Origin of the sequence: Arthrobacter sp. NPDC058127 (assembly GCF_042884555.1) — a bacterium.
GTDB lineage: Bacteria > Actinomycetota > Actinomycetes > Actinomycetales > Micrococcaceae > Arthrobacter.
In genome coordinates this window covers 142618-168027 of the sequence record NZ_JBHVTT010000004.1, presented here as the reverse complement: position 1 = coordinate 168027, position 25410 = coordinate 142618, and the positions used below count along the sequence as shown (strand labels likewise).

Sequence of the window (25410 nt, the reverse complement as noted above, 5' to 3'; positions counted from 1 at the left end):
AGCCCGTCAGTGCACCACGATCGGGTGGAAGCCCTCGGCGCGAAGGGCTGCTAGGACCTGCTCGCTGTGCTCGTGGCCTTTGGTTTCGAGGTTGACGGTGATGGAGACGTCGCCCATGCTGATCGCGCCGCCCACCCGGGTGTGGTCCAGGCCGGTCACATTGGCATCGTTTTCGGCGATGATGCGGGCGATGGTGGCCAAGGAACCGGGCCGGTCATCCAGCATCATGCGCACGGTCATGTAGCGTCCCGCCGCCGAGAGGCCGCGCTGAATCACCTTGAGCATCAGCATGGGGTCGATGTTGCCGCCGGACAGGATCACGGCGGTGGTCCCCGGGTTTTCGATCTTGCCGTCCATGAGGGCGGCGACGCCGACGGCACCGGCCGGCTCAACCACCATCTTGGCGCGCTCGAGCAGGAAGATGAGCGCCCGGGCCAAGGAGTCTTCGCTCACGGTCACGACGTCGTCCACGAGTTCGCGGATGATGCTGAACGGCAGCTGGCCGGGGCGTCCGACGGCGATGCCGTCCGCCATGGTGGAAACCTTCTTGAGCGGCACCAAGGCATCCGCGGCGAGCGACGGCGGGTAGGCGGCAGCATTCTCCGCCTGCACGCCGATGATCCGGATCTCGCGTCCCAGCTCCCTGGCCCTCGCTTTGATTGCGACGGCGACTCCTGCCAGCAGGCCACCGCCACCGACGCCCATCAGGACAGTGTCGACATTGGGGACCTGGTCGAGGATTTCGAGCCCGACGGTGCCCTGACCCGCCACGACGTCGACGTTGTCGAAGGGGTGGACGAAGACGGCGCCTGTTTCGTTCGCGTAGCGCTGCGCCTCGGCCAGGGCCTCATCGACGTTGTGTCCGTGCAGGACAACTTCGGCTCCGTGGCTGCGGGTCGCGGCAAGCTTCGGAAGCGCTACACCGAGCGGCATGTAGATGCGTGCCTTGATTCCCAGGCTTTTTGCCGCCACCGCAACGCCTTGTGCGTGGTTGCCGGCCGAAGCCGCGACCACGCCGCGCTTCTTCTCCTCGGGAGAAAGGCGTGCCATCCGCACGTAAGCACCACGGACCTTGAAGGAACCTGCCCGTTGGAGGTTCTCGCATTTGAAGAAGACCTCTCCGCCTACCATCGCTCCCAGGGCCCGCGAGGACTCGATGGGGGTCTTGGTAATAATGCCCTCGAGCAGCTCCCGCGCCTTAAGGACATCGTCCAGGGTGACGGGCAGGGTATCGAGGGTATTCACGGGTTATTCTCCTTTGTTGGTGTGCTCTGCGGCATCCTTGGCGAATGTCCGTTCCGCAGCCGCGTGCTGACCTGCGGCATCTTCGCCGCTGTTGGACCGTGCGCCCGCGTTGGCGCCGGGACGGTGGATTTCCTCGATGGTGATTGGTTCCTCATCGGAGTCCGGTGGTGCAATCCCTGCGCCGGCGTACGCCGTCATCAGTCCTTCATCATGTTCCCACGTCCGCGCGGCAATATAGCGAACCGCCGTATTTGCTACGGCCAGGAGCGGGACGGCAAAGAGCGCTCCCGGTATTCCGGCCAGGTAGGAACCGGCTGCGACCGACAAGATCACGGCGACAGGGTGCAGCGATACGGCTTTGCCCATGATGAGCGGCTGGAGGATATGGCTTTCGAGCTGCTGCACGAACAGCACGATGGCCAACATGACGAGCGCGTTGACGGGACCATTGGCTACCAATGCCAGGAGCACTGCGATAGCTCCCGTCACGAGGGCACCAACCACGGGGATGAATGAACCGATGAACACGAGGACACCCAGGGGCAAGGCGAGGGGAACTTGGATAATCGCTGCGCCGACGCCGATCCCCACCGCGTCCACGAACGCCACAAACATCTGGATGCGCACGTAGCTGACCATGGACGACCATCCGCGCTTGCCCGCGCCGTAAGCCGCCGGGCGTGCAGTCCGGGGCAGGAGCCCGACAATGAACCGCCAGATCCTGGACCCCTCGAGAAGGAAGAAGATCAGGATAAAGAGGGCCAGGACCATGCCCGCGGCAAAATGCCCGGCGGTACTACCAAATGACAGGGCACCGCTGAGGATGCTGCTGCTGTTGTTCTGCAGGGCCGAGGTGGCGCTCTGGATGTAGGTGTCGATCTGGTCCGCGGTCAGATGCAACGGCCCGTCAGCGAGCCACCCCTGGATTTGCTGGACGCCCGTAAGCGCCTCCTGCCACAGCTCGCCGAATCCCACCGCAAGTTGCCGTCCCACCAACGCCAGGGCTCCCGTAATGACCCCGAGGAACCCCACCACCGTGATGGCGACGGCCGCCCCTTGCGGCATCTTGAGCTTCCTGAGCCACTCCGTGACGGGGTAGAGCAGGCCGGCCAGGAGGGAGGCGACCATGAGGGGGATGATCAGGAAGCTGACCTTCCCCAACAACCAGATGAGGGCTCCCACAACCACCATGATGAGCCCCACCCGCCAGGACCAAGCGGCAGCAATCCGGACTCCGTACGGAATGTCCTGCGCGATGTGATGCTCCGACACCGGCCGGGGCGCGGCCGAAACGGGATCACTTGATGGCGTGGCGTCCTGTGCTGGCGTCATTCCCCCATAATTCCGCAGGGACTGCCGGATGGGAAACCCATCTACAGCGCGCCCACGATTCCCCACCCCATGGTGAAGGTCTCCCCCGGCTCAAGCCACCGGAGGCCCTCCCCCGAGTTGAAGGCGTTCGCCGGACCGGTCATGGGCTCGATCGCGACGGCTTTCGAGCGCCCCGGAAAAGTATCCGTGACGAAGACATGGACGTAGGCGCAGTTTTCGTCCTGCTCCAGGGAGACGCTCCGGCCGTCCGGCGCCGACAGCGTTTGGCGGGCGATGCCGCCGTCGAACTCCAGGTCCGTGAACGCCACATCGATATCCAAACCGCCCACACTCCGGCCGCCACCGAGATCAAAATCACCGTCGACGGGCACCGAACTACGCGGGATCAGCCGCTCGTCGGCCACGAGCCTTGTGCCGGCGTGGACAGTCAGGACCATCTCTTCCGGCGGAACGTCCCCCACGCGCAAGTATGGGTGCGCCCCGAGCACGAAGGGCGCGGGGGCCGCCGAATCATTGATGAAACCCTGGGAGACCCGCAGCGCGAGCCCGGCGTCGATCTCGTACCGTACCTGGTGCCGGGCCAGGAAGGGGTAGCCATGCTGTGGGAAGATCACGGCTTCGAGGGTCACGGAAAACTCGTCTTCCGCCACGAGGCCGTAGGACGAGTTGCGCAGGAGCCCGTGGCTCGCGTTGTTGCGGGACACCTCGGTGATGTCCAATTGCTGCTTCTTGCCGTCGAGGTACCAGATCCCGTCCTCGATCCGGTTGGCCCACGGGGCCAAGGTAATCCCGGTGGCGCCCGGTGGTAGTTGCCCGTCGCCGTAGCTCTCGGTGAGCTGGACGCCGTCGCGGCTGAACAACCGCAGGCCCGCAGCGAGTTCGGTGACGACGGCGAGCGCGTCGCCGCGGCGGATCTCGAATTGGCGTCCGCTGGCAAAGCGGCGGGATACGGTCTCTTCGCCCGGTGCGGAGGACGGTGTTGTGGGAGTCATGGCACCACCGTACTGCATCCCGAGTGTTGCTTGACTCCACCCTTAATGTTCTTTTTTGTTAGATATTTTGCCTTTTTGAGCACTCTGTGGCACCATAAATCCATGACTCGCCTTACCAGCACACGCCTCGCCGATGGCCGGGAGCTGATCTATTTCGACGACGCCGGCTCGCCGGAGCGCGATCCCGGCTCGCTGACGGATCACCGTGAGCTGCCGCCGCGCGCCGATCCGGGCGAGGTGCGCTACGACGCGTTGAGCGGCGAATGGGTCGCCGTCGCGGCACACCGCCAAAGCCGCACCCATCTGCCACCTGCGGACCAATGTCCGATCTGCCCCACCACGCCCGCGAACCCTTCCGAAATCCCGGCGCCGGACTACGACGTCGTGGTCTTCGAGAACCGCTTCCCCTCACTGGGGCCGGCCGTCGGCACGATCCCCGGCATGCCCGCCTGGGGAACCTCAGGCCCGGCCTACGGCCGCTGCGAAGTTGTCTCCTTCACGCCCAGCCACACCGGATCCTTCGCCGAGCTTGGCGAAACCAGGGCACGCACGGTCATTGAAGCCTGGGCGCACAGGACCAAGGCGCTCAGCGCGCTCCCTGGAATCCAGCAGGTGTTTCCGTTCGAAAACCGGGGTGCGGACATCGGGGTAACGCTCCACCACCCGCACGGACAGATCTATGCCTACCCCTACGTCACGCCGAGGGCGGCAAGCCTTGGCGCCGCCGCCGGCCGGTACTTCGACGACTCCAAGGGCCGGGAATCGCTGACATCCTCGATCCTCAAGGCCGAGCGCTTGGACGGGAGCCGCATGGTGCTCGAAGCCGAGCATTTCAGCGCCTACGTGCCGTTCGCTGCCCGCTGGCCGCTGGAGGTCCACCTCGTCCCCCATCGGCAAGTTCCGGACCTCGCCGCTTTGAGTGGCGAAGAACGCGACGAGCTAGCCAGCGTTTACCTTGAGTTGCTCAAGCGCATGGATGCCCTGTATCCAACTCCCACGCCGTACATTTCCGCTTGGCACCAGGCACCCCTGGATCCCGTCTTGAGGCCGTCCGGCCACCTGCACCTGCAACTCACCTCCCCGCGCCGCGCCGCTGACAAGCTCAAGTACCTTGCCGGTTCCGAGGCCGCCATGGGAGCTTTCATCAACGACACCACGCCCGAATCCGTAGCAGAACGGCTGCGCGCAGTCGCCAGCGATTCGCAGCGCGCTATTCCAGAAGGGGCCCAAGCATGACCTCCACTCCCGACGCCCCCGCCCTGAGCGTCCTCTCCGGGCTTTTCGAGTCGACTTTCGGTTCAGCCCCCGACGGCGTGTGGCAGGCACCGGGACGCGTGAACCTGATCGGCGAGCACACCGATTACAACGAGGGTTTCGTGTTGCCATTCGCGATCGACAAGACCGCGAAGGTTGCAGTCCGGATCCGCCATGATTCACGCGTCCGCCTGCTGTCCACTTTCGGCGGGCAGGGCCTGGTCGAGGCCGACGTGGACATGTTGGTTCCGGATGAAGCCAAGGGCTGGACGAAGTATCCGCTCGGCGTGGCCTGGGCCCTGCAACAGCGGGGCATCCTTGTCCCGGGCTTCGATCTCCTCATGGATTCGGATGTCCCCCTTGGCGCGGGGCTGTCCTCCTCGCACGCCATCGAATGCGCCGTCATCTCGGCCCTCAACGAACTGACGGGTGCGGGACTGGGCGCCGAAGACATGGTCCTCGCAACCCAGAGGGCCGAAAACGACTTCGTGGGCGCCCCCACCGGAATCATGGACCAGTCGGCGTCGCTTCGTGGATCAAAGGGCCATGCCGTCTTCCTGGACTGCCGCGATCAGAGCGTACAACTGGTCCCCTTCGACGCCCAGGAAGCCGGCCTCGTGCTGCTGGTCATCGACACCAAGGTCTCCCATTCGCATGCGGATGGCGGCTATGCCTCCCGTCGGGCTTCCTGCGAACTCGGCGCCCAAGTACTGGGGGTCCCGGCCCTCCGCGACGTCGGCATCGGCGACCTGGAGGAAGCCAGCGGACTCCTGGACAGCACCACTTTCCGGCGAGTCCGGCACATCGTCACCGAGAACGACCGCGTGCTGCAGACCGTGGAACGCCTCACCACGGAGGGACCCGCCCACATCGGCAGGCTCCTCGATGCGAGCCATGCGTCCATGCGCGATGACTTCGAGATCTCCTGCCCGGAACTGGATCTCGCGGTGGAAACCTCCCGCGCCCACGGCGCCATCGGCGCCCGGATGACGGGCGGCGGCTTCGGCGGCTCGGCTATCGCCCTCACCCCGGTGGGCCACGAGCAGGAGGTGCGTGACGCCGTCGTACGCGCCTTCGAGGCTGCCGGTTTCACGACGCCGGACATCTTCACCGTGACCCCGGCCGCCGGGGCCACACGCCTCGCCTGAGGTCCGCGCATCCGCCGCCTTTCGGCGAGCTGGCCCCGGCGTAAGCTGGGGGCATGACTGAGGCCGTCATCGTTTCCACCGCCAGAAGCCCGATTGGACGGGCCTTCAAAGGGTCCCTCAAGGACGAACGTCCTGACGACCTCGCGGCGGCCATGGTGACTGCCGCGCTGGCGAAGATTCCGGCTTTCGATCCAGGAGCACTGGACGGCCGCGGGCTCGATGACCTCTACCTTGGCTGCGCCGAGCCCAGCGGCGAAGCCGGTTCGAACATGGCCCGGGTGGTGACCGTCCTGGCCGGCCTGGACACCGTCCCCGCGGCCACCATCAACCGCTTCTGCGCCTCGAGCCTGCAGACCCTGCGGATGGCCTTCCACGCCATCAGCTCCGGGGAAGGCCATGCCTTCGTCTCGGCGGGGGTCGAGTCGGTGTCCCGCTACCAGAACTGGGTCGGGGCAGGGGAAACGGACACCAGCCTGCACAACCCCCTGTTTGAAGCCGCGCGTGCCCGCACGGCCGCCCGGGCCGCGTCCAACACCCCATGGACGGATCCCCGCATGGGTGGACGGATGCCGGACGTCTACATCGCGATGGGACAGACCGCGGAAAACGTCGCCACGAGCCACGGAATCAGCCGGGCCGAGCAGGATCTGTGGGCGGTCCAGAGCCAGAACCGTGCCGAGGCGGCCATCGCCTCCGGTTTCTACGCCCGGGAGATCACGCCGTATACCCGCAAAGACGGGACCGTCGTCGAGCGCGACGATTCACCCCGCTCCGGCGTCACCCTCGAAGCCGTCAGCGCCTTGGAACCGGTCTTCCGCAAGGAAGGGACAGTGACTGCCGGCAACGCATGCCCGCTCAACGATGGCGCCGCCGCCGTGGTGGTCATGAGCGATTTCAGGGCCCGGGAACTTGGCCTCGAGCCGCTGGCACGCATCGTCTCTACAGGCGTCAGCGCCCTTTCCCCGGAACTCATGGGCATGGGACCGGTGGAGTCATCGCGCCGGGCGTTGGCCTTGGCGGGGCTGAGCATGGCAGACATTGACCTCGTAGAACTCAACGAGGCATTCGCCGTCCAGGTGGTGGCGAGCGCCCGTGAACTCGGCATCGATCCGGAGAAGCTCAACGTCCATGGCGGCGCCATCGCCCTTGGGCACCCCTTTGGCATGACGGGCGCCCGCATGACCACCACCTTGCTCAATGGCCTCCGCGAACGGGACGGCACCTTGGGATTGGCGACGCTGTGTGTCGGTGGTGGGCAGGGCATGGCGGTTGTCTTCGAGCGGCTGTCTTAGGCCCCCCGAAAAGGGTCTGTATACCCGTAGTGCCCCTGAAGACGGATCTTCAGGGGCACTACGCTGCATAAACCCGGGGAGGCTAGTCGTCGCCGCGCAGGATCGCCAGCAGGCGGATGATCTCCACGTACAGCCACACGAGCGTGACGGTCAGGCCGAAAGCGGCCGTCCAGGAGTATTTCTCCGGAGCGCCCTGCCGGACACCCTGCTCGATGCTCGTGAAGTCCATGACCAGTGAGAACGCGGCCAGGCCGATAGCCAGGATGCCGATGAAAACGCCCAACGGGATGCCGAAAATGTGCACGCTGCTGCTCAGGCCGAAAGGCGACTGGACGGCGCCGGTCCACACGAGGACCATGTTGATGACTGCGAAGACGAGGTAGCCGAGCATGGCGATCATGAAGAAGCGCACTGCCTTCGGCGTGGCGCGCACCTTGCCGCTCTTGAAGAGAGCCAACGTCACGCCGAACACCGCAAGGGTACCGATGACTGCCTGCAGGCCAACGCCTGGGAACATGCCATCCAGAAGGCGGGTCAGGCCTCCGAGGAACAAGCCCTCAAGGCCGGCGTAAGTCAGGATCAGTGCCGGGGACGGCTGCTTCTTGAAAGAGTTGACCATGCCCAAGGCGAAACCGCCCAGCGCACCGACAACCATGAGGAGGCTTGCCGTGCCGGGCGCAACGAACAACGTGACAGCTGCGCCGAGCAACAGCACCGCGAGGCAGGCCGCAGTCTTGACGATGACGTCGTCGAAAGTCATGCGGCCGGTCTCGGCCGGACCCGCTGCGGGCTGGTTGTACATCTGCTGCAGCTGATCGCTGGTCATCTGCGGTTGTGCCGCCCAGACGGGCTGGCCGTACTGGTTCTGGCCGTACTGGGTTTGGCCGGGGACGCCGCCCGGAACCTGGCCGTACTGGTTCTGGCCGTGGGAGTAGCTTGGAACAGGCGGAGCCTGTGTGGCTCCACGGAAATTCTTTCCGTTGAAGATCGGGTTGCCGCCGAGTGCCATGGTGGGTGTCCTTCTTGCTTTGGGTGCGAAGTGATAGTTCACGCTACCAATTCCCACGCTTGGTCCGCACCGAAAGTTCCACCGCCGTCGATGCCGGCACCCTGCTTGTTGTGAGGGTGCCGGCATGTGCGGCTATCCGACGCCGAGGTACGCTTCCTTGACCGCCGGGTTGGCGAGCAGTTCCTTGCCGGTGCCCCTGTGCGTAATTGACCCGGTTTCAAGGACAAAAGCACGGTGTGCACGGGCGAGGGCCTGGTTGGCGTTTTGCTCCACCAGAAGCACCGTGGTGCCTTGGTTGTTGATCTCGGTGACAATCTTGAAGATCTGGCGGATGAACTGCGGAGCAAGCCCCATGGAAGGTTCGTCCAGAAGCAACAGCTTGGGATTGGACATCAGCGCCCGGCCGATCGCGAGCATCTGTTGTTCGCCACCGCTCATGGTGCCGCCAAACTGCTTGATACGCTCCTTCAACCGTGGAAACAGGTCGAAGACACGTTCCAAGTCTTCTGCCACCTTGGTCCGGTCCTTGCGTCCGTAGGAACCCATGTCAAGGTTCTCCTCCACCGTCATGCCAGGGAAGATTCCCCGCCCCTCCGGCGCTTGCGAAATACCTTGGACGACGCGGATGTGCGCCTTCATCCTGGTGATGTCCTGGCCGGCGAAGGTGATGGAGCCGGCCGAGGGAGCCAGCAATCCGGAGATGGTCCTCATGGTGGTGGTCTTGCCGGCACCATTGGCGCCGATGAGCGAGACGATTTCGCCCTCTTCCACGCTGAATGACATATCGGAAATTGCCTGGATCCGGCCGTAGTGGACGGATATGTTCTTCAGCTCAAGCAAGGTCATCTTCAGGCTCCCCGAGATAGGCGGAAATAACTTTCGGGTCATCGCGAATAATCTTGGGCAACGCATCCGCAATCTTTTTCCCGAACTCCAGGACCACAATCCGGTCGGTCACGCCCATGACCAATTTCATGTCGTGCTCAATCAGCAGAACCGTGTAGCCGTCGTCACGGATGGTCCGGATCAAGGCCATGAGTTCTTCTTTTTCCGCGGGATTGAACCCGGCGGCGGGCTCGTCCAGGCACAGGACCTTCGGGTCGGTAGCCAATGCCCGCGCGATTTCGAGGCGACGCTGATACCCATATGGAAGGTGCCGCGACAGGAAATGTGCATGATCAGCGATGCCAACGAACTCAAGCAATGCCATGCCGCGTTCAATGGCGGTTTTCTCTTCCCGGACGTGGGTGGGCAGACGCAGGAGTGCCCCGCCCACACTCGTGCGGTGGCGGGCATCGAGACCAACAACGACGTTTTCCAAAGCTGTCATCTCGCCAAAAAGGCGGATGTTCTGGAATGTCCTCGCCAAGCCCCGCCTGGTGATCCGGTGCTGCGGCAACCCGTTGAGCAGTTGTCCTTCCAGCAAGACCTTTCCGGACGTCGGCTTGTACACCCCCGTCATGGCATTGAAACACGTGGTTTTGCCGGCACCGTTAGGGCCGATCAAACCGAGGATTTCGCCTCGGTTGATATCGAACGTGACATTGTCCAAAGCCGTCAGGCCACCGAATTTGATCGTCAGGTCTTGGACCTGGACCAAGGCTTCGCCCACTTTGGTGACGATGTCCCTTTCGGGGGCCACCTTCTCGGCGACCTCGAGGTCCACGCCTTGTTCCTTGAGTGCCTCTACATCAATATCCGGTTCGATCGCTTCGCTCACTTGTCAGCCCCCTTTCCCGGTTCCAGAACGACTTTGCCCGAAGCAGGAATGTCGCCCAGGGTGCCCTTGAGTTTGTTGTAAGCCAAGCGTCCGTATGCGAGGAGGCTCTGGCGTGCCGGGAGAAGGCCACCGGGCCGGAAAATCATGATGACAACCAGCGCCGCGCCGAAGATCAGATACTTGAACTCGGCAATCGCGGTGAAACGGAGTGGAATATATGCCACCAACGCGCCGCCAAGAATCGCCCCGACCTTGTTTCCAGTGCCACCCATGACAACAGCCGCGACGAACAAGATGGATGTGGCGATGTCAAACTTCTGGTTGTTCACAAAGCCCACTTGGCCGGCAAACAAGGCACCCGAGAGTCCGCCTACAGAAGCACCGATCGCAAACGCCCACACCTTGTACTTGAATGTGGGCACGCCCATGATTTCCGCAGCGTCTTCATCCTCGCGGATGGCAATCCACGCGCGCCCCACCCGGCTGCGCTCGAGGTTCCCGGCGGCCAGGAGGACGAGGATGATGATAGTCAGCGTCAGCCAGTACCAGGGGGTTCCGTTCGAGTTCTGGAAGATTGTTTGCCCGCTCGAATCCGTTCCCGGAGGGTGGCCAACGTTCTGGAAGCCAACCTGGCCTTTCATCGCCGGAATGATAGTGGCCAGGATGCGAACGATCTCACCGAAGCCGAGCGTGACGATAGCCAAGTAGTCGCCGCGGAGGCGAAGCGTAGGCACACCCAGGACCACGCCAAAGAACATGGCGACAGCCATCGCCAGCGGCAGCGTCCACAGGTAGGGAATGTGCACATACGGCGAATCCGGGCTGGTAAACATTGCAGCCGTGTAGGAACCCAGGGCAAAGAATGCCACATAGCCCAAGTCGAGGAGGCCCGCATAGCCGACCACCACGTTCAAGCCAACAGCCACCAGGGCATAAACAGACATTTGCGCGAGTGCGATTTGCCAATTGTTTCCCGGTTCCGTCGTGATCAACGGCGGATTGAGGATGGGAAGCAAATAGGCAATGACAACGACGACGATCAGGATCAGCCATTGTGTTTGGCGCGGGAGCGCATTCCATTTGTCGCTGAGCCCCGGGAACCAGCCTTTGCGGCGCCGCATCCTGGCTTCGCGGTCGGCAATCTCCTGTGCTGAGGCATCATCGGGAATAAGTGTGGGGCCGTCTGTTGTGCTCATGCCTTACTCTTTCCAAGCGAGCTACCCAAGACACCCTCGGGTCGCACAATCAATACCAACACCAGGACCACGAACGCGACAACGTCCGTCCATTGGGAACTCCCCAGGAGCACCTGGCCATAGTTGCCAATCAAACCGATCAGCAGGCCGCCCAGCAAAGCACCGCGCACATTGCCGATGCCTCCGAGGACGGCGGCGGCGAAGGCTTTGACGCCGAGGATGAATCCGCCGTTGTATTGCACGCCGGACGGGATCTTCATGACGTAGAACAAAGCAGCCGCTCCGGCCAAGATACCGCCGATGATAAAGGTGGTCACGATGATCTTTTCCTTGTTGACACCCATCAAGGTTGCGGTATCCGGGTCCTGTGCCACGGCACGGATGCCTCGGCCGGTCCGCGACCGCCTAATGAACTGATCGGTGGCGATCATGAGGATGATCGCGGCGATGACAATAACCACCTGCTGCGAATCGACGATGGTTCCGAAGACGTCGAAAATTGCGAGCGGCCGGAACATCGTCAGCGCAGCTTCCGGGCTCGGTCCGCGCCACCAGTAGATGGTGTACTGAATGGCGAAGGAAACACCGATGGCGGTAATCAGGAATGCCAGGCGAGGCGCCTTGCGCTGGCGCAAAGGTTTATAAGCCACCCGTTCCACGATCACTGCCATCAAGGCCGAGGCGATAATGGCGACGATGAGGGCGAGGACAAGGTTTCCCACGATGGCCCAGAAACCCAGCCGCGGAGCAGAGGGGCCGAAATTGAGGGCGCTGAGGGTAAAGAACACTCCGTAACAGCCCGTGATGAACACTTCGGAGTGGGCAAAGTTGATGAGGTTGAGAACGCCGTAGACGAGGGTATATCCGAGGGCAACCAAAGCGTAAATAGCCCCGAAGGTCAGCCCGTCAAAGGTGGAACTCCAGAAGTTCTGGGTAAATGAGTTTACGTCGAAGGTGATCCACGTGTCGTCCACGGGAACCGAGTGGAGCAGAGTGGGAATTACTTCACTGATCATGGCACTTCCTGATGTAATCAAAAGAAATGCTGGGGGTCGGCATGGATGCTAACCCCCAGCATTCATCTGGGCTCGGTGTTATTTTCCGATGACGCCGATGGGAACGATCTTGCCGTTCTCAACTTTGTAGCCGTAAACATCAGGCGTTGCCAGTTCGCCGGTTGAGTCCCACTTGTAGTGCTTCGACAGGCCATCTGCATCGTAGGACTTGACCCAGGAAAGGAGGTCCGCGCGGGACTGCTTGCCCTTGTCGATGCCCGAGAGCAGGACCGTGACGGCGTCGTAACCTTCAATGGAGTAGGTTCCGGGTTCCGCGTTGGCCAGTTTCTTGTACTCGCTCTCGAAGCTCGGGATCAGTTCGCCCGGGATGCAGGGGCAGGTGAAGTACGAGTTGGACGACGCATCGCCTGCCAGCTTGATGAACTGGTCATCCTTCACTCCATCCGGGCCCACGAAGGATCCGGTGAATCCCTTTGCAACCAGCTGCTGGTCGAAGGGTGCACCCTCTGCGTAGTAGCCGGCGTAGTAGACGGTGTCTGCCTTGGCGTTCATGATCTTGGAAATCACTGCCGAGAAGTCCTTCTGGCCAGTGACGACCTTGTCGGACCCCACCATCGCGGAGCCAAGAGCCTGGGACGTTGTGGTTCCCAGGCCGATGCCGTAGTCAGAGTCGTCCTGGACCAGGTAGACCTTCTTTGCCTGCAGCTTGTCCGTGAGGAACTTTGCTGCCGCCGGGCCCTGGACGGCGTCATTGCCGAGGGCGCGGAAGAAAGTGGTCCATCCGTTCTTGGTCAGGCTCGGGTTGGTAGCGGAAGGCGTGATGTGCACCAAGCCCTTCTGCTCGAAGATGTTGCCGGTGGCTTTGGACTCACCGGAGAACGGCAAGCCCACCACGCCGACGATGTCCGGCTCGGAAACAATCTGCGTGACAGGGCCTGTGGCCTTGTTCGGATCGCCTTCAGTGTCGAATTTCTTGAACTGGACCTGGCAGCCGGGGTTCGCGGCGTTGTGCTGGTTGATGGCCAGTTGGATGCCGTTGAAGATGTTGATACCCAACTGGGCGTTGGGTCCAGTCTCGGCACCGGCATAAGCAATGGTTGTCGTCGACGGACATGTTCCCTTGCCATCGCCTGCAGGCAAAACAGCTCCGGCAGGAACGTCGACTTTGGAAATCGCAGGGATATTGATCCTGCCGCCACCACCCGAGGTTTCGGTGCCGCTAGGGGCGGTCTGGTTCGCACAGCCCGCCACCAGCATGCCAAGGGTGGCCGCTGCTGCGATCGCCGAAATGACTTTCTTCCTGTACATAAATAGCCTCCGCGGTGCGTCTGATTCGTGGTCATTCGCCCGAAGTCACTTTCACTTCGAACATGTTCCATGAGAGTACTACCAAATATGTGTCCTAGAACACATATACGCAGGTCAGGATCTAATAACGGTGGATCTCCGCGCTGCCCCGGACAGCTCTTCGGATGAACGCGGGGTTAAATTCCTGTCACGGCACAGCTTGGCGCAAAGAAGGGGCCGGCACGGCCCGCAATTCGCGCGCGTGCCCCAGGTGGGACTCGAACCCACAACACGCGGATTTTAAGTCCGCTGCCTCTGCCAATTGGGCTACTGGGGCGCCCGGATAATGGTAACCCAGCGCACTCCCCCTCCTTGACCTCCTAGGGCGCTTGGAACGGCGCGGCATAGCGAAAGGTTCCGCTGGCGCCGTCGGGCCATGCTTTGAGACGCAACAGCTGGAAATGGTCTCCCCACCCGGCGTCGGGGGCCATCACACCAAGCGCGCGTGCGGGAAGAAACCCGAAGCGGGGATAGTATCCGGTGCTTCCCAGCAGGGCGATGCCCGGCTCGCCGGCATCTTCGGCCCGTCGGGCGGTTTCCCGCAAGAGCGCGGATCCGATGCCACGCCGCTGAAGGTGCGGCTGGACGCTGATGGGGCCCAGTCCCAAAAGCCGGAGCTCCCCGACCCAGCCGCGGGTACTGATGACGTGGCCCACGATCTCACCGGCGACCTCTGCCACGATGCTGAATTCCGGCAGGTACTCATCGCAGTCGAAGAGTTCCCGCAGCAGCCTTACTTCGGCCGGGACTCCTTCAACGGGCAACCCGGTGACCGGGCTGGTTGAAAAGGCGGCAGCCGTGAGCGCAAGCACGGACTCGCGGTCCGCCTCCCTCTCCGTTCGCAGCACCACACCTTGGCCCAGCAGTCGAAGCACTTCCATGGCGTGCCCTCGCTCGGCCGATGGAACCAACAGGTGGTCGTGATGGAACCCGGCCAGGACGTTGCAACTGATCCCGGCTGCCGTGAGGGCGGAGCTGACGGCCGCGGTGAGCCCCACAGCGTCCAACGCAGAGTGGATTTGAAGAGTGATCCACGCCGCCACAAAGTCGTAGGACAGTCCCAGGCGTCCGGCTTCCTCGCGGTGCAGGACCACCGTGAGGCCTTCCGCTTCGCGGACAGCGGCTTCGATATTGCCCTCAAGCGGTTTGCCGTGCGGCCACAACGCGTACACGTAGTCACCGTCCCGAAGCACGGGATGCATGGATGTCAGGAGGGTCGTAAGATCGCTTTCGCCAGCCATGCTGCAAGTCTAGGACCCGCCGTCGCGGACCATAACGCCCCAGCCGCCGCGGACAGGAGCCGGGAGTAAAACGACGACGGCGGCCGCCTCCGCGTGGGAGACGGCCGCCGTCGGCGGGACTGCTTGGGTGCTGCTACTTGGCGTCGGCCGTGACCGGAGCCTTGGCTTCGGCGGGCTCAGCCGCCGGCGCGGGTGCGGCGGCCGGCTTGGGAGCCGGGGTTGCCGCGGCCACGAAGGCTCCACGCGGGTTGTCGAGGTCGAGCAGCTGGGTGGTGTCCCGGCCCATGGTCATGCCCAGGAGCCAGTTGAAGATCACGCGGACCTTGCGCTCACCGGTGGGGATGGCCAGGCCGTGGTAGCCGCGGTGGGCCAGCCAGGCGAGTCCGCCCTTGAGGCCGATACGGCCCAGAAGGTTGATGTTGGCAACGCCCTTCCATTCGCCGAAGCCGGCAACCGCACCGAGGTTCTTGTGCTTGTAGTCGCCCATGGGCTTGTCCCAGCGGGATGCCCACAGGTTCTTGGCGAGGCGCTTGGCCTGGCGCAGTGCGTGCTGGGCGTTCGGGACGCAGGTGCCGTCCGGCAGGCCGCTGCCCGTGAGGTCCGGAACGGCAGCGATATCGCCAGCGGCCCAGGCGTTGTCGATGATGCCTTCGTCGCCCGCAATGCGGAGGTCCGGAAGGACACGGACACGTCCGCGCGGCTCGAGCGGGAAGTCAGTGGAACGGATCATCGGGTTGGCCTGCACGCCTGCAGTCCACACGAGGGTGTCGGCTTCGAACTCCTGGGCAGGGGTCTTGTCCGGCAGGTTGATGAGCTTGAGGCTACCCTCTGCGTTGTCCAGGGAGGTGTTGAGCAGGACCTCGATGCCGCGGCTGCGCAGGTGTTCAACAACCCACTCGGCCTGGGCTGCGGTGACCTCGGGCATGATGCGGCCCATGGCTTCGACCAGAACGAAGCGGACTTCTTCCTGGCGGATGCGCGAGTTGTTCTTGACGGCGGCGCGGGCGAGGTCTTCCATCTCGGTGATGCACTCAATACCGGCGAAACCGCCACCCACGACAACGAAGGTCAGGGCTTTGGCGCGCTCGGCGGCGTCCGTCATGGTGGAGGCGACCTCGATGCGCTCAAGGACCTTGTTTCGCAGGGCGACCGCTTCTTCGATGGTCTTCAGGCCAATGCCTTCGTCCGCGAGTCCCTTGATGGGGAAGGTGCGGGTAATGGCGCCGGCGGCAACCACGACGTCGAAGTAGGGGATCTCGAAAGGCTCTCCACCGTCGGCCGGAGCAACAACGGCGGTGCGGTTCTTGTGGTCGATGCTGGTAACGCGGCCCTGGATGAGTTCCGTCTGCTTGAGGTGCTGGCGGTGCGAGACGACGGCGTGGCGTGCCTCGATGTTGCCGCCGGCCACCTCGGGGAGGAAGGGCTGGTAGGTCATGTAGGGAAGGGGATCAACGACGGTGACGATTCCGCCGGCGTTCGCGATCTTCTTCTGCAGCTTGAGTGCTACGTACAGGCCGACGTATCCGCCGCCGACAACGAGAACACGGGGACGGTCAATGAGCTCAGGGGTGGTTGCCATAACAATAGAGTACAGCACCTTGTGAAAATCTTCACTAACTATTTCCCCGAAGCTACGCACGGGCGTCGGAGGCTATTTCGGGCCGCTCGGTTCCACGATGTCCACCACGCCGGTAGCGGGCTCGTCGGGCAGTTCCGGGGAGGTCCGGGAGGCACGCCTCAATTGCACGGAGGCGCCCGCAACGATCGCCACGAAAAGCGAACCAAAGCCGATGACCACAGCCGCAGGAATCGCCGTGTCGGACTGCGAGGGTGCCTTGGCCGCCGGAACTGTGGGATCGGCCAAGGTGGCCGCGGGGATGCTCGGTTTGGACGTTGGCTGAGGTGTAGGGCTGCTGAGGTCCCCGCGCCGATGGACCCGGATCCAGTCCGCAATGGATCCCAGCGGATTGCTCGTCACCTCGGGCACATCGGCTTTCAGGGCCGCCTCGGCGTTGAGGATGCCGTAGCCATAGATGGGGTCCTTGCCGGGCGCCCCTGCATCCTCGGCCGTGGACACGATCCTGTTGATGACCTGATTGGCGCTCATATCCGGCCATTTCGAGCGGATGAGGGCCGCGACGCCGGAGACAATCGGCGCCGAGCCGGACGTGCCCGCCCAATCTTCATAGCTCCCCCCGGGCAGGCCACCCACCAGCTTTTCCGCGGGCGCCGAGACGCCGATGCTGATTCCCTGCGAGGAAGCGTCGACGCTGGCCGCGCGGTTCCGGTCGAGTCCTGCCACGGTCAGTACGCCCGGAATCGTGGCGGGCGCGCCCACCTGGACATTTCCACCGATCCGGTTGCCCGCCGCGGCGACGATCACCACGTCCTTTTGTTCGGCATAGAGGAACGCCGCGTCCCAGCTTTGGGGCCAATCAGGGGAGGTGCTGCCGAGGGAAATATTGATGACCTTGGCGCCGTTGTCCACTGCCCATCGGACAGCTGCGGGGATCTGTTCCTGGTCCGTCTTGCCCGCGGGATTCGGCGAACCGAGCCAGGCGGAAACAGCCAAGATCTGGGCCTCGGGGGCGACGCCGACGATTCCGTCGGGGCCGACACTGGAACCGGGCGAGGGAGACGACGCCGGCGACGGAGGCCCTGACGGGCTGGGCGAAGCGTGTCCACGCCCTGCCAGGAGCGTGGCCACGAGGGTCCCGTGCTCAGGCTTGGCCCCGATACTCTTCTGTCCGTTCGGATCTCCCGCACCCGATGCGTCGGTTCCCCCGACTACCACGCCCTTGAGGTCAGGGTGTTGCCCGTCCACCCCGCTGTCGATGATGGCCACTTTCACCCCCGCGCCCTTGGACACCTGCCAGGCTGCGGAAATGCCGTACTCGTTGAGCCAGTATTCCTTGTCCCGCCAAGAGTCGGCGAACGCCGAAGGCGCAGTCAGCAGGGCCCCTGCAAGGCTTCCCCCGGCCAGCATGGCGGCCAGGGCGGCCGATGCTGTCCGGCGGCGCCAACCGTGTGGCAACGTCATCAGCGAATACCCACTCTTACCGAGTACTCGGCATACTCAGAATACTCAGCGCGATGCCGTCGAGGATATCGTGCTCGCTGGAGGTGGCAGCAGTGATGGAGCCCCCTCCGAGCTCAGCCAAGCGCTGGAGGATTCGGCGCCAGACGAGGGCTCCGGCTCCGATGACGTCAACGCGCCCCGGATGCATGTAGGGCAGCCGGGCACGCTCTTCGCGGCTCAGTTCCAACAGGCTTGTGGCGGCGTCGCTGATGGTCTCCAGGTCCAGGCTGGCACCGTGGATGAGTGCGGGATCGTACTCGTTCAAGCCCAGGGCATGTGCCGTGATGGTGGTGATGGAGCCGGCAACTCCCACGACGGCGGTGGCCCGCTCCAGCGGGACCGTACGGGCTACGAGGTCAATGGCTGCGTCGACGTCGGCTTCCGCTGCGGCGATCTGCTCCGGCGTCGGAGGATCGCTGCGGAGGTGCCGTTCGGTCAGCCGCACGCAGCCGATGTCGACGGATTTGGCGGCAATCACGCCGTCGGAGTCTCCGAGGACGAACTCGGTGCTCCCGCCGCCAAGGTCCACCACAAGCACCGGGTCCTTGCCGCGCGAAGGCAGCACGCTGCTTGCACCGGCGAAGGAAAGGGCTGCTTCTTCGTCGCCGGAAATGACCTCGGGTTCGACGCCGAGCAGCTCACGGATCCCGTCAACAAAGACGTCCCGGTTGCGGGCGTCGCGGCTGGCGGAGGTCGCCACGAAACGGACGCCCCGGGCACCATGATGGCGGATCAGCCCGGCGTAGTCGGCGGTTGCCGCGAAGGTGCGTTCGAGCGCCTCGGGGGCAAGTTCGCCTGTAGCATCTACACCCTGGCCGAGGCGCACCACGCGCATCTCGCGGACAACGTCCCGCAAGGGAGACCCTGCGTCAGCGCCGTTGGAATCCGCGATCAGGAGGCGAATCGAATTGGTGCCGCAATCGATGGCAGCTACCCGGTTCATACGTTGAGCTCCCCTGCGGCTGGCTCTCCCGATGGCTCTGTTGCGTGGGAGGACTTGGATTTGCGGACGGGGGCGGGACGGCCCACGATGTCCGGCAGGCCCTGCGGTCCGTGGCGGCTGAGGTCCCTGGACGGGGCCTCCCCCGCACTGTCCCACGCGCCGTCGCAATAGCAGCGGTCCGCGGTCCACCATTCGCTGATCGCCTCGATGGCCTCGTCGCCGAGCGGATTGATCCCGGGACCGGCTGCCAGGGACTGGCCGACCAGCACGTGCAGGCATTTGACGCGGGTGGGCATGCCGCCGGCCGACACTCCGGCGATCTCCGGAACATCCCCTGTACCGGCACGTCCGGCTATCTCGTCACGCGCCCGGAGATAGGCTTCGTGGGCGCTCCTGTAAGCCGCAGCCAAAGGCTCGTCAGCCGTGAGCCGCTCGTTCATCTCATTCATGAGCCCGCCGGCTTCCAACCGCGACACAGCGGCGGTGATGACGGGGTGCGTCAAGTAGAACGTCGTGGGAAACGGGGTGCCGTTGCTCAAGCGCGGAGCGGTTGCAGCGACCAGCGGGTTGCCGCAGACGCAGCGCGCCGGGATTTCGACGACGTCGCGCACCGGCCGTCCGAGCTGGCGGCTGAGGATTTCGAGATCATGTGCTGATGGCTTGCGGGATTCCTGCGATGCAGGTGCCGAGTTGTCTTCCACTGGCGCTGCCATCCTTCCTGCCCTGTTTGGCCACGCCCCTCAGGGCGCGACGGCGGCGGGCACCGCGTCTAGTCTGTTGCCGAGCGCCTGATGGATTCCCACAGCCCATCCACCCATGGCAGATTGGACGGGCTTCCGGAAGCTCCTGAACTGGTGCTTCCGCCCGGTGTTCCGGCGGGAACGTCTCCACCAAACACCCAGTAGCCTGCTTCACCCGGCATAACCATGTTAATGCGGTCCCGGGCTTGTTGTTTCACGTAGTTCGGGTCCTGCCACCGTGTGATCTGCTTCTGGAGGCTGGCCTGCTCGGCCTGTTTGCTCGCGATGTCGGCTTCCAGGCCGGAGATTTCCGCCTTTTTCTCCAACCAGATCTTGACCGTCGGCGCGAGCATGATGGTGATCGCTATCATCACCACGGCCAGGGCAAGCATGCGGCCGGAGAACGCCTTCGCGGGCACGGGTCGCGCGCTGTGGTCCTTCTCGGGGTGGGCGGAGCCCGCACCCGACGTTTTGTTGGATGCCTTGCCGACAACCGGGGTGTTGCCCGGCCCGCCCGGAAGCGAACGTCCCGATTTCGCGGCAGAACCAGTCTTGGAGCCAGGCTGGCCCTTGCTTTGGGTGCTGCCTTCGGCTTTGGAATTGGACGGCGCCCTGGACCCGACTTGAACTTGGGTCTCTTGCTGGGCGGTTGCCTTGCGGGACTCGCCGAAGTCGGCACGGATGACATGGCCGCCGTCGGGGTTCTTTTGGGGCGAGCGGCCCAGGGCATCTGCCCGTGGGACCTTGGGGCGGCGGGTGGCCATGACACTCCTGTAATGCCTGGTGCTTGCCTGGCGGGTTGCTGCGCGTTGCGTGCCTCACGGAGCCTGCGGTTTGCCCGAAGTGCTCGCACATTTCGTTAAACAGAACCGGTGGCTATGGTCTTTCCACCATAGCCACCGGTCAGCTGTTTCAGCGGATACTAGCCCTTGAAACGCGGGAAGGCGCTGCGGCCGGCGTAGCGAGCGGCGTCGTCGAGTTCCTCTTCGATGCGCAGGAGCTGGTTGTACTTGGCGACGCGCTCGGAGCGGGCCGGGGCACCGGTCTTGATCTGGCCCGCGTTGGTGGCAACGGCGATGTCAGCAATGGTGGTGTCCTCGGTTTCGCCGGAGCGGTGCGAGGTGATGGTGGTGTAACCGGAGCGCTGGGCCAGGGAAACGGCGTCCAGGGTTTCGGTCAGGGAACCGATCTGGTTGACCTTGACGAGCAGGGAGTTGGCCGTGGCGGCGTCGATGCCCTGCTGCAGGCGGACCGGGTTGGTGACGAAGAGGTCGTCGCCAACCAGCTGGACCTTGTCGCCGATCGTCTCGGTGAGGGTCTTCCAGCCTTCCCAGTCGTTTTCGTCCAGCGGGTCTTCAATCGAGACCAGCGGGTAGTCCGCGACGAGTTCGGCATAATAGGCGCTCATCTCGGTGGCCGAGAGTGCCTTGCCTTCGAACTGGTAGGCGCCGTCCTTGTAGAACTCGGAGGAGGCGACGTCCAGCGCGAGGGCGATGTCCTTGCCCGGGGTGTAGCCGGCGTTCTTGATGGCTTCCTGGATCAGGTCCAGTGCGGCGCGGTTGGACGGCAGGTTCGGCGCGAAGCCGCCTTCGTCGCCGAGGCCGGTGGAGAGGCCCTTGGCCTGCAGGACGGACTTGAGGTTGTGGTAGACCTCAACGCCCCAGCGCAGGCCTTCGGAGAAGGTCTCGGCGCCGATGGGGGCGATCATGAATTCCTGGATGTCGACGTCGGAGTCGGCGTGGGAGCCACCGTTGAGGATGTTCATCAGCGGGACGGGCAGGACGTGGGCGTTCGGGCCGCCCAGGTACTTGTACAGCGGCAGGTCCGCGGAGGCGGCGGCTGCGTTGGCTACGGCGAGGGAAACACCGAGGATGGCGTTCGCGCCGAGCTTGCCCTTGTTCGGGGTGCCGTCGAGGTCGATCATGGCCTGGTCGATGCTGCGCTGGTCCGTGGCGTCGAAGCCGATCAGGGCCGGGGCGATTTCGTCGATGACCGCGTCAACGGCCTTCTGGACGCCCTTGCCGAGGTAACGGCCCTTGTCGCCGTCGCGCAGTTCAACGGCTTCGTGCTCGCCGGTGGAAGCACCGGAGGGAACTGCCGCGCGGCCGATCTGGCCATCGGAAAGCAGAACTTCAACTTCTACTGTCGGGTTTCCGCGGGAATCAAGGATCTCGCGGGCGTGGATGGCATCGATAAGCGCCATGGACTGCTCCTTATGGTGAAGCGATTTACTGGGAATCTTGAGGGAAATTCTCGACGTCCTCGTCGCCACTAGCCTAGTCGAGACAGGCCAACGTTACGGAACAGCGTCGGGCTCCTCACGTTTTGTGGCTTCGCCGTCCCGCCCCTGGTAGCGGCGGACGGCACCGCGCAAGGCCCTTTCGGCGTCGAAACCCTTCTCCCGCGAGCCCGCGACGACGGCAAGCAGCAAGTCTCCAAGCGCAGCTTCGGAGTCGGGAACCTCCACCGCCGCGACTGGACGGCTGCTGCGTTCCGGGCCGCCCGCGCGCTCCGCGCGCTCGGCACGGTCAAGCGACTTTTGCGCGAGCGCGAGGGCAGGAAGGTGGGGTGGAATGCCTTCGAAGGGATCCGAACGCCCGGGTTTTTCGGCCTTCTTCACGGCATCCCACTTTTCGACGATCTCCTCCACGGTGGCCGGGAAGGAATCCTGCAAGGATCCGTCCGGCTTGAAGACATGCGGATTGCGCCGCACCATCTTCTCTGTGATGGTGCGGGCGACGTCGTCGAAGGTGAACTGTCCTTGCTCCTCGGCGAGCCGGGCGTGGAGTACCACTTGAAGCAGCACGTCGCCCAGCTCGCCGCGGAGTTCGTCGGCAGTATCGGAACCGGACGCACCGGCTTCGATCGAATCGACCACTTCGTACGCTTCCTCGATCAGGTACTCGACGAGCGATTCGTGGGTCAACGCACCCATCCACGGACAGTGCTCGCGCAAAGAGGCAATTCTCCCCAGCAGCTCCCCAACCTCGCAAGCTCGGCCGGGGACCCCCGCTGCCGTGGGCCCACCGAGCACTGTCATGGGACTTTCAGAGGCTGCGCCTGCGGGAGTTTGTTTAGCCAAGGTTGGCGTAGGCGTCGTTGATGTACTCCACCAACGCTTCTTTTTCGTCCAACGGCAGGAACGAGGACTCGGCAGCGTTGAGGGTCAGTTCGAGGAGGTCGTCGAGGTCGTAGTCGAAGGTCTCCACGAGAAGCTCGAATTCATCGGTCAGCGTCACGCCGCTCATGAGCCGGTTGTCCGTGTTGATGGTGACGTTGAAGCCCAGCTGGTACAGCATGTCCAGCGGGTGGTTCTCGATGCCTTCGCCGAAGTTCGCGATTGCGCCGGTCTGCAGGTTGGACGAGGGGCAGATCTCCAGCGCGATTCCGCGGTCGCGGACCCAGCCGGCCACCTCACCCAAGGTGACCATGCCAACGGTGTCCTCGGCGTCGTCGTCGGCTTCTTCGCCCTCGGCATCTTCGAATTCAACGGTGATGTCCTCGGCGATGCGCACGCCGTGGCCCAAGCGCAGGGCACGGCCGTCCACAAGGGCGGACTGGATGCTGTCCAGGCCCGCGGCTTCGCCAGCGTGGACGGTAGCCGGAAAATTGTGCTCGGCCAGGTAGGTGAAGGCGTCCTTGAAACGGGAAGGCAGGAAGCCGTCTTCGGCTCCGGCGATGTCGAAGCCGACAGCACCGTTGTAGCGGTGTCGTACGGCGAGTTCGGCAATTTCCTGGCCGCGGTCCGCGTGCCGCATCGCCGTGATGAGCTGGCCCACCTGGATCTGGCGGCCGGACTCCTCAACGGCGTCGACGCCGGCGTCGAGCCCTTCCTGGACCGCGTCCACAACCTCGTCCAGGGTGAGGCCCTTCTGCAGGTGCTGTTCAGGTGCCCAACGGATCTCGCCGTAGACGACGCCGTCGTCAGCCAGGTCCTCAACGAACTCCTTGGCGACGCGCGCCAGGCCTTCTTTGGTCTGCATGACAGCGATCGTGTGGTCGAAGGTTTCGAGGTATCGGACCAAAGAACCGGAGTCCGCGGACTCACGGAACCACTGGCCCAGCGCTACGGGATCCGTGGAAGGCAGGGTGTGGCCGACGGCCTCCGCCAGCTCGATGATGGTGGCCGGGCGCAGTCCCCCGTCCAAGTGGTCGTGAAGGGAAACCTTCGGCAGGCTCTTCAGGTCGAAGTCAAGGGCAGGGGCGGCATCAACAATGGGCTCAGTCACCACTCAACTCTAGGGGGACGGAAGAAGCTTAGCCAGCAGGGTTTGAGCGGTCGACGCCGGCCGTCGCGTTAACCGCGGTGGCTGCGTCGGCTGCGGCTGCTTCCGCGGAAGCTGCTTCCCTCTTCTCGCCGTCCTTCTTTTCGAGATGCTTGTGCCACCAACGCAAGGTGTGGTCCACAATGACGCCGAGCACCACGGCGAATGCCACGGCAATCCCGACGCCGAGGAGCGGGTTGTTGTGCACCCAGTGGCCGGCAAGGGATCCAACGCCGATCGAATAGCCTACCCAGGTGAAGCAGGCGAAGGCATCCAGCCAGAAGAAGGTCTTGTGTCGGAATCCAGTCTGTCCGGCGACGTAGTTCACCGCCACACGGCCCCAGGGTATGTACCGGGCGGTGAAGATGAGGACTGCGCCGCGCTTGTCCAGCTCATAGTGTGCCCAGGCGAACATCTTCTGGACCTTCGGCTTGCGCATCCATTTCCAGCGGTCCAAGCCGATCTTGCGGCCCAGCATGTAGGCCGTGTTGTCGCCGGCCATAGCACCGACCAAGGCCGTAGCGCCGAGGAGCCACAGATTGGGCTCGCCCCGGTGCATTGCCAAAGCCGAGAGCCCGACAATCGCGGTCTCACTGGGAAGGATCGTGGCAAAGCCGTCGATGAAAAAGAAAACCAGGAGCACCGGGTAGATCCACGGTTGCCCGGCGGCATGCTCGAGCATGTGGTTCATGAATTCCACGCAGGCATTGCTCCTCAAGGAAAGTCACACGGTTGCGTGACACAGATCGCTATCCAGTGTCCCACGGCCGGAGCGTCGTTCGCTACGCCCCAGCCGCGGAGAACACAATTTAAGGCTAGCTCCAAAGGTGGAATGGAAGCATCCCCCCGTGGAGGGATCTTCCGGAGGCAGGCGGGTCATACTCGAGGAGGAGATCCGCCACCTTGGCTCCGCCTCGCTATATGACGGGTTCCTCTTCGGGCTCTCCGGTTTCTTCGTCCTCTTCGGTGGCGGGCGTGGCACCGCGGACTTTGCTGATGACCCGGTCCACGATGATTCCCAGGATGACGGCCGCGATGATCGCGATGATCGCTCCGAGCAGGTGGTTGTGTTCGAACCACTGGCCGAAGAACAAACCGATAGCCACCGAGTAGCTGGCCCACAGAACGGCAGACATAGCCGTGAGTGCCACGAACATGCCGTGCGAGAAATGGGTTGCACCGGCTGTGAGGTTGACCGCCACCCGGCCGATGGGGATGAACCGGGCCACCATGATCAGAGACGCTGCCCGGCGTCGAAGTTCCCGCCCAGCCCAACGGAAGGCGCCCTGCATCCTTTGGGAACGCATCCACCGCCAGCGGCGAACACCTATCTTGCGGCCGATCAAGTAGGCGATGTTGTCGCCCGTGAAAGCCCCGAGGGCGCCCACGAGGATCAGCAGCCATGCGTTAGGTACCCCTGCGGTCGCGGAGACGGCCGCGAGTCCCACCACCACCGACTCGCTGGGAATGGGCGGGAAGAATCCGTCGATCACGCAGCAGGCAAGCACGAGAAGCAAAACCCAGGGCTGCCCGGCTGCCGCGAGGATGAAGTCGTTGATGGCTTGCACGGTCTTCCTAACGAATGGCCGCA

The 25410-nt window shown here is 63.8% G+C and carries 23 protein-coding genes and 1 tRNA gene; 3 read left to right on the top strand and 21 right to left on the bottom strand.

Translation table 11 applies throughout. The annotated features are described in order from the left end of the window. Positions 1-6: 6 nt before the first annotated feature. Genes ilvA through ACFVTG_RS08620 form a run of 3 tightly spaced genes read right to left on the bottom strand, consistent with a single transcriptional unit; the run spans position 7 to position 3569 of the window. Positions 7-1245, bottom strand: coding sequence for a threonine ammonia-lyase (gene ilvA / locus ACFVTG_RS08630; RefSeq protein WP_284752474.1), 1239 nt, complete (start codon positions 1243-1245; stop codon positions 7-9). Between the two features lie 3 nt (positions 1246-1248). After that, positions 1249-2577, bottom strand: coding sequence for an AI-2E family transporter (locus ACFVTG_RS08625; protein ID WP_390279598.1), 1329 nt, complete (start codon positions 2575-2577; stop codon positions 1249-1251). A 41-nt stretch (positions 2578-2618) separates the two neighbouring features. After that, positions 2619-3569, bottom strand: a complete 951-nt coding sequence (locus ACFVTG_RS08620; RefSeq protein WP_390279596.1) for an aldose 1-epimerase family protein — start codon at positions 3567-3569, stop codon at positions 2619-2621. Positions 3570-3671: 102 nt separating this feature from the next. Between ACFVTG_RS08620 and galT the strand changes: the two genes are divergently transcribed. The 3 genes from galT to ACFVTG_RS08605 are packed head-to-tail and all read left to right on the top strand — an operon-like array spanning position 3672 to position 7263. Next, entirely contained in the window at positions 3672-4805 is a 1134-nt protein-coding gene (gene galT, locus ACFVTG_RS08615) for a galactose-1-phosphate uridylyltransferase (RefSeq protein ID WP_284752471.1), read from the top strand. Beyond that, entirely contained in the window at positions 4802-5971 is a 1170-nt protein-coding gene (gene galK / locus ACFVTG_RS08610) for a galactokinase (RefSeq protein ID WP_284752470.1), read from the top strand. The genes galT and galK overlap by 4 nt, the downstream gene beginning before the upstream one ends. 53 nt (positions 5972-6024) lie before the next feature. After that, a complete protein-coding gene (locus ACFVTG_RS08605; protein WP_284752469.1) occupies positions 6025-7263 on the top strand; it encodes an acetyl-CoA C-acetyltransferase in 1239 nt (412 codons plus the stop codon). 82 nt (positions 7264-7345) lie between these two features. Here ACFVTG_RS08605 and ACFVTG_RS08600 read toward each other — a convergent pair whose 3' ends face one another. The 18 genes from ACFVTG_RS08600 to ACFVTG_RS08515 all read right to left on the bottom strand — a co-directional run bounded on the left by ACFVTG_RS08600 (position 7346) and on the right by ACFVTG_RS08515 (position 25387). Further along, positions 7346-8272 carry a Bax inhibitor-1/YccA family protein gene (locus tag ACFVTG_RS08600; RefSeq protein ID WP_390279592.1) on the bottom strand — a complete coding sequence of 309 codons (927 nt, stop codon included), beginning with the start codon at positions 8270-8272 and terminating at the stop codon, positions 7346-7348. A 132-nt stretch (positions 8273-8404) separates the two neighbouring features. After that, on the bottom strand, positions 8405-9112 hold the full coding sequence (locus ACFVTG_RS08595; RefSeq protein WP_390279740.1) for an ABC transporter ATP-binding protein: 708 nt from the start codon (positions 9110-9112) through the stop codon (positions 8405-8407). After that, a complete protein-coding gene (locus ACFVTG_RS08590; protein WP_284752466.1) occupies positions 9105-9992 on the bottom strand; it encodes an ABC transporter ATP-binding protein in 888 nt (295 codons plus the stop codon). Before ACFVTG_RS08590 ends, ACFVTG_RS08595 begins: the two co-directional genes overlap by 8 nt. Next, positions 9989-11188, bottom strand: a complete 1200-nt coding sequence (locus ACFVTG_RS08585; RefSeq protein WP_390279590.1) for a branched-chain amino acid ABC transporter permease — start codon at positions 11186-11188, stop codon at positions 9989-9991. Before ACFVTG_RS08585 ends, ACFVTG_RS08590 begins: the two co-directional genes overlap by 4 nt. Then, entirely contained in the window at positions 11185-12204 is a 1020-nt protein-coding gene (locus tag ACFVTG_RS08580) for a branched-chain amino acid ABC transporter permease (protein ID WP_284752464.1), read from the bottom strand. Before ACFVTG_RS08580 ends, ACFVTG_RS08585 begins: the two co-directional genes overlap by 4 nt. 78 nt (positions 12205-12282) lie before the next feature. Then, complete coding sequence (locus tag ACFVTG_RS08575) at positions 12283-13512, bottom strand: branched-chain amino acid ABC transporter substrate-binding protein (protein WP_284752463.1); 1230 nt, start codon at positions 13510-13512, stop codon at positions 12283-12285. Positions 13513-13754: 242 nt separating this feature from the next. Next, positions 13755-13828: transfer RNA gene (locus tag ACFVTG_RS08570), tRNA-Leu, on the bottom strand. Positions 13829-13871: 43 nt separating this feature from the next. Next, complete coding sequence (locus ACFVTG_RS08565) at positions 13872-14792, bottom strand: N-acetyltransferase (RefSeq protein WP_390279587.1); 921 nt, start codon at positions 14790-14792, stop codon at positions 13872-13874. 133 nt (positions 14793-14925) lie between these two features. Then, on the bottom strand, positions 14926-16371 hold the full coding sequence (locus ACFVTG_RS08560) for an FAD-dependent oxidoreductase (protein WP_284752461.1): 1446 nt from the start codon (positions 16369-16371) through the stop codon (positions 14926-14928). Positions 16372-16443: 72 nt separating this feature from the next. Then, positions 16444-17832 (bottom strand): S8 family serine peptidase, encoded by a 1389-nt coding sequence (locus tag ACFVTG_RS08555; RefSeq protein WP_390279585.1) that lies wholly within the window; start codon positions 17830-17832, stop codon positions 16444-16446. 16 nt (positions 17833-17848) lie between these two features. Next, the gene (locus ACFVTG_RS08550; protein WP_390279583.1) at positions 17849-18814 is read right to left on the bottom strand and encodes an exopolyphosphatase; all 966 of its coding nucleotides are present in this window, start codon (positions 18812-18814) and stop codon (positions 17849-17851) included. Further along, a complete protein-coding gene (locus ACFVTG_RS08545; protein ID WP_390279581.1) occupies positions 18811-19527 on the bottom strand; it encodes a DUF501 domain-containing protein in 717 nt (238 codons plus the stop codon). The genes ACFVTG_RS08550 and ACFVTG_RS08545 overlap by 4 nt, the downstream gene beginning before the upstream one ends. Positions 19528-19583: 56 nt before the next feature. Further along, complete coding sequence (locus tag ACFVTG_RS08540; protein ID WP_284752458.1) at positions 19584-20318, bottom strand: septum formation initiator family protein; 735 nt, start codon at positions 20316-20318, stop codon at positions 19584-19586. A gap of 158 nt (positions 20319-20476) precedes the next feature. Beyond that, positions 20477-21757: a phosphopyruvate hydratase gene (eno, locus tag ACFVTG_RS08535; protein ID WP_390279579.1), complete on the bottom strand. Its 1281-nt coding sequence runs from the start codon at positions 21755-21757 to the stop codon at positions 20477-20479. A 93-nt stretch (positions 21758-21850) separates the two neighbouring features. Next, positions 21851-22489, bottom strand: a complete 639-nt coding sequence (locus ACFVTG_RS08530; RefSeq protein WP_390279577.1) for a MazG nucleotide pyrophosphohydrolase domain-containing protein — start codon at positions 22487-22489, stop codon at positions 21851-21853. A 139-nt stretch (positions 22490-22628) separates the two neighbouring features. Next, positions 22629-23783, bottom strand: a complete 1155-nt coding sequence (locus ACFVTG_RS08525; protein ID WP_284752455.1) for an adenosine deaminase — start codon at positions 23781-23783, stop codon at positions 22629-22631. A gap of 28 nt (positions 23784-23811) precedes the next feature. Further along, positions 23812-24501, bottom strand: coding sequence for a DedA family protein (locus tag ACFVTG_RS08520; protein WP_284752567.1), 690 nt, complete (start codon positions 24499-24501; stop codon positions 23812-23814). Between the two features lie 235 nt (positions 24502-24736). Beyond that, complete coding sequence (locus tag ACFVTG_RS08515; RefSeq protein ID WP_284752454.1) at positions 24737-25387, bottom strand: DedA family protein; 651 nt, start codon at positions 25385-25387, stop codon at positions 24737-24739. Positions 25388-25410 lie beyond the last annotated feature (23 nt).

What these genes read in the sequence shown, in the direction of transcription:
- ACFVTG_RS08625 (WP_390279598.1), bottom strand. Translation starts at nt 2,577, where the DNA reads ATGACGCCAGCACAGGACGCCACGCCATCAAGTGATCCCGTTTCGGCC.
- ACFVTG_RS08620 (WP_390279596.1), bottom strand. Translation starts at nt 3,569, where the DNA reads ATGACTCCCACAACACCGTCCTCCGCACCGGGCGAAGAGACCGTATCC.
- galT (WP_284752471.1), top strand. Translation starts at nt 3,672, where the DNA reads ATGACTCGCCTTACCAGCACACGCCTCGCCGATGGCCGGGAGCTGATC.
- galK (WP_284752470.1), top strand. Translation starts at nt 4,802, where the DNA reads ATGACCTCCACTCCCGACGCCCCCGCCCTGAGCGTCCTCTCCGGGCTT.
- ACFVTG_RS08605 (WP_284752469.1), top strand. Translation starts at nt 6,025, where the DNA reads ATGACTGAGGCCGTCATCGTTTCCACCGCCAGAAGCCCGATTGGACGG.
- ACFVTG_RS08600 (WP_390279592.1), bottom strand. Translation starts at nt 8,272, where the DNA reads ATGGCACTCGGCGGCAACCCGATCTTCAACGGAAAGAATTTCCGTGGA.
- ACFVTG_RS08585 (WP_390279590.1), bottom strand. Translation starts at nt 11,188, where the DNA reads ATGAGCACAACAGACGGCCCCACACTTATTCCCGATGATGCCTCAGCA.
- ACFVTG_RS08580 (WP_284752464.1), bottom strand. Translation starts at nt 12,204, where the DNA reads ATGATCAGTGAAGTAATTCCCACTCTGCTCCACTCGGTTCCCGTGGAC.
- ACFVTG_RS08575 (WP_284752463.1), bottom strand. Translation starts at nt 13,512, where the DNA reads ATGTACAGGAAGAAAGTCATTTCGGCGATCGCAGCAGCGGCCACCCTT.
- ACFVTG_RS08565 (WP_390279587.1), bottom strand. Translation starts at nt 14,792, where the DNA reads ATGGCTGGCGAAAGCGATCTTACGACCCTCCTGACATCCATGCATCCC.
- ACFVTG_RS08560 (WP_284752461.1), bottom strand. Translation starts at nt 16,371, where the DNA reads ATGGCAACCACCCCTGAGCTCATTGACCGTCCCCGTGTTCTCGTTGTC.
- ACFVTG_RS08555 (WP_390279585.1), bottom strand. Translation starts at nt 17,832, where the DNA reads ATGACGTTGCCACACGGTTGGCGCCGCCGGACAGCATCGGCCGCCCTG.
- ACFVTG_RS08550 (WP_390279583.1), bottom strand. Translation starts at nt 18,814, where the DNA reads ATGAACCGGGTAGCTGCCATCGATTGCGGCACCAATTCGATTCGCCTC.
- ACFVTG_RS08545 (WP_390279581.1), bottom strand. Translation starts at nt 19,527, where the DNA reads ATGGCAGCGCCAGTGGAAGACAACTCGGCACCTGCATCGCAGGAATCC.
- ACFVTG_RS08540 (WP_284752458.1), bottom strand. Translation starts at nt 20,318, where the DNA reads ATGGCCACCCGCCGCCCCAAGGTCCCACGGGCAGATGCCCTGGGCCGC.
- eno (WP_390279579.1), bottom strand. Translation starts at nt 21,757, where the DNA reads ATGGCGCTTATCGATGCCATCCACGCCCGCGAGATCCTTGATTCCCGC.
- ACFVTG_RS08530 (WP_390279577.1), bottom strand. Translation starts at nt 22,489, where the DNA reads ATGGGTGCGTTGACCCACGAATCGCTCGTCGAGTACCTGATCGAGGAA.
- ACFVTG_RS08520 (WP_284752567.1), bottom strand. Translation starts at nt 24,501, where the DNA reads ATGCTCGAGCATGCCGCCGGGCAACCGTGGATCTACCCGGTGCTCCTG.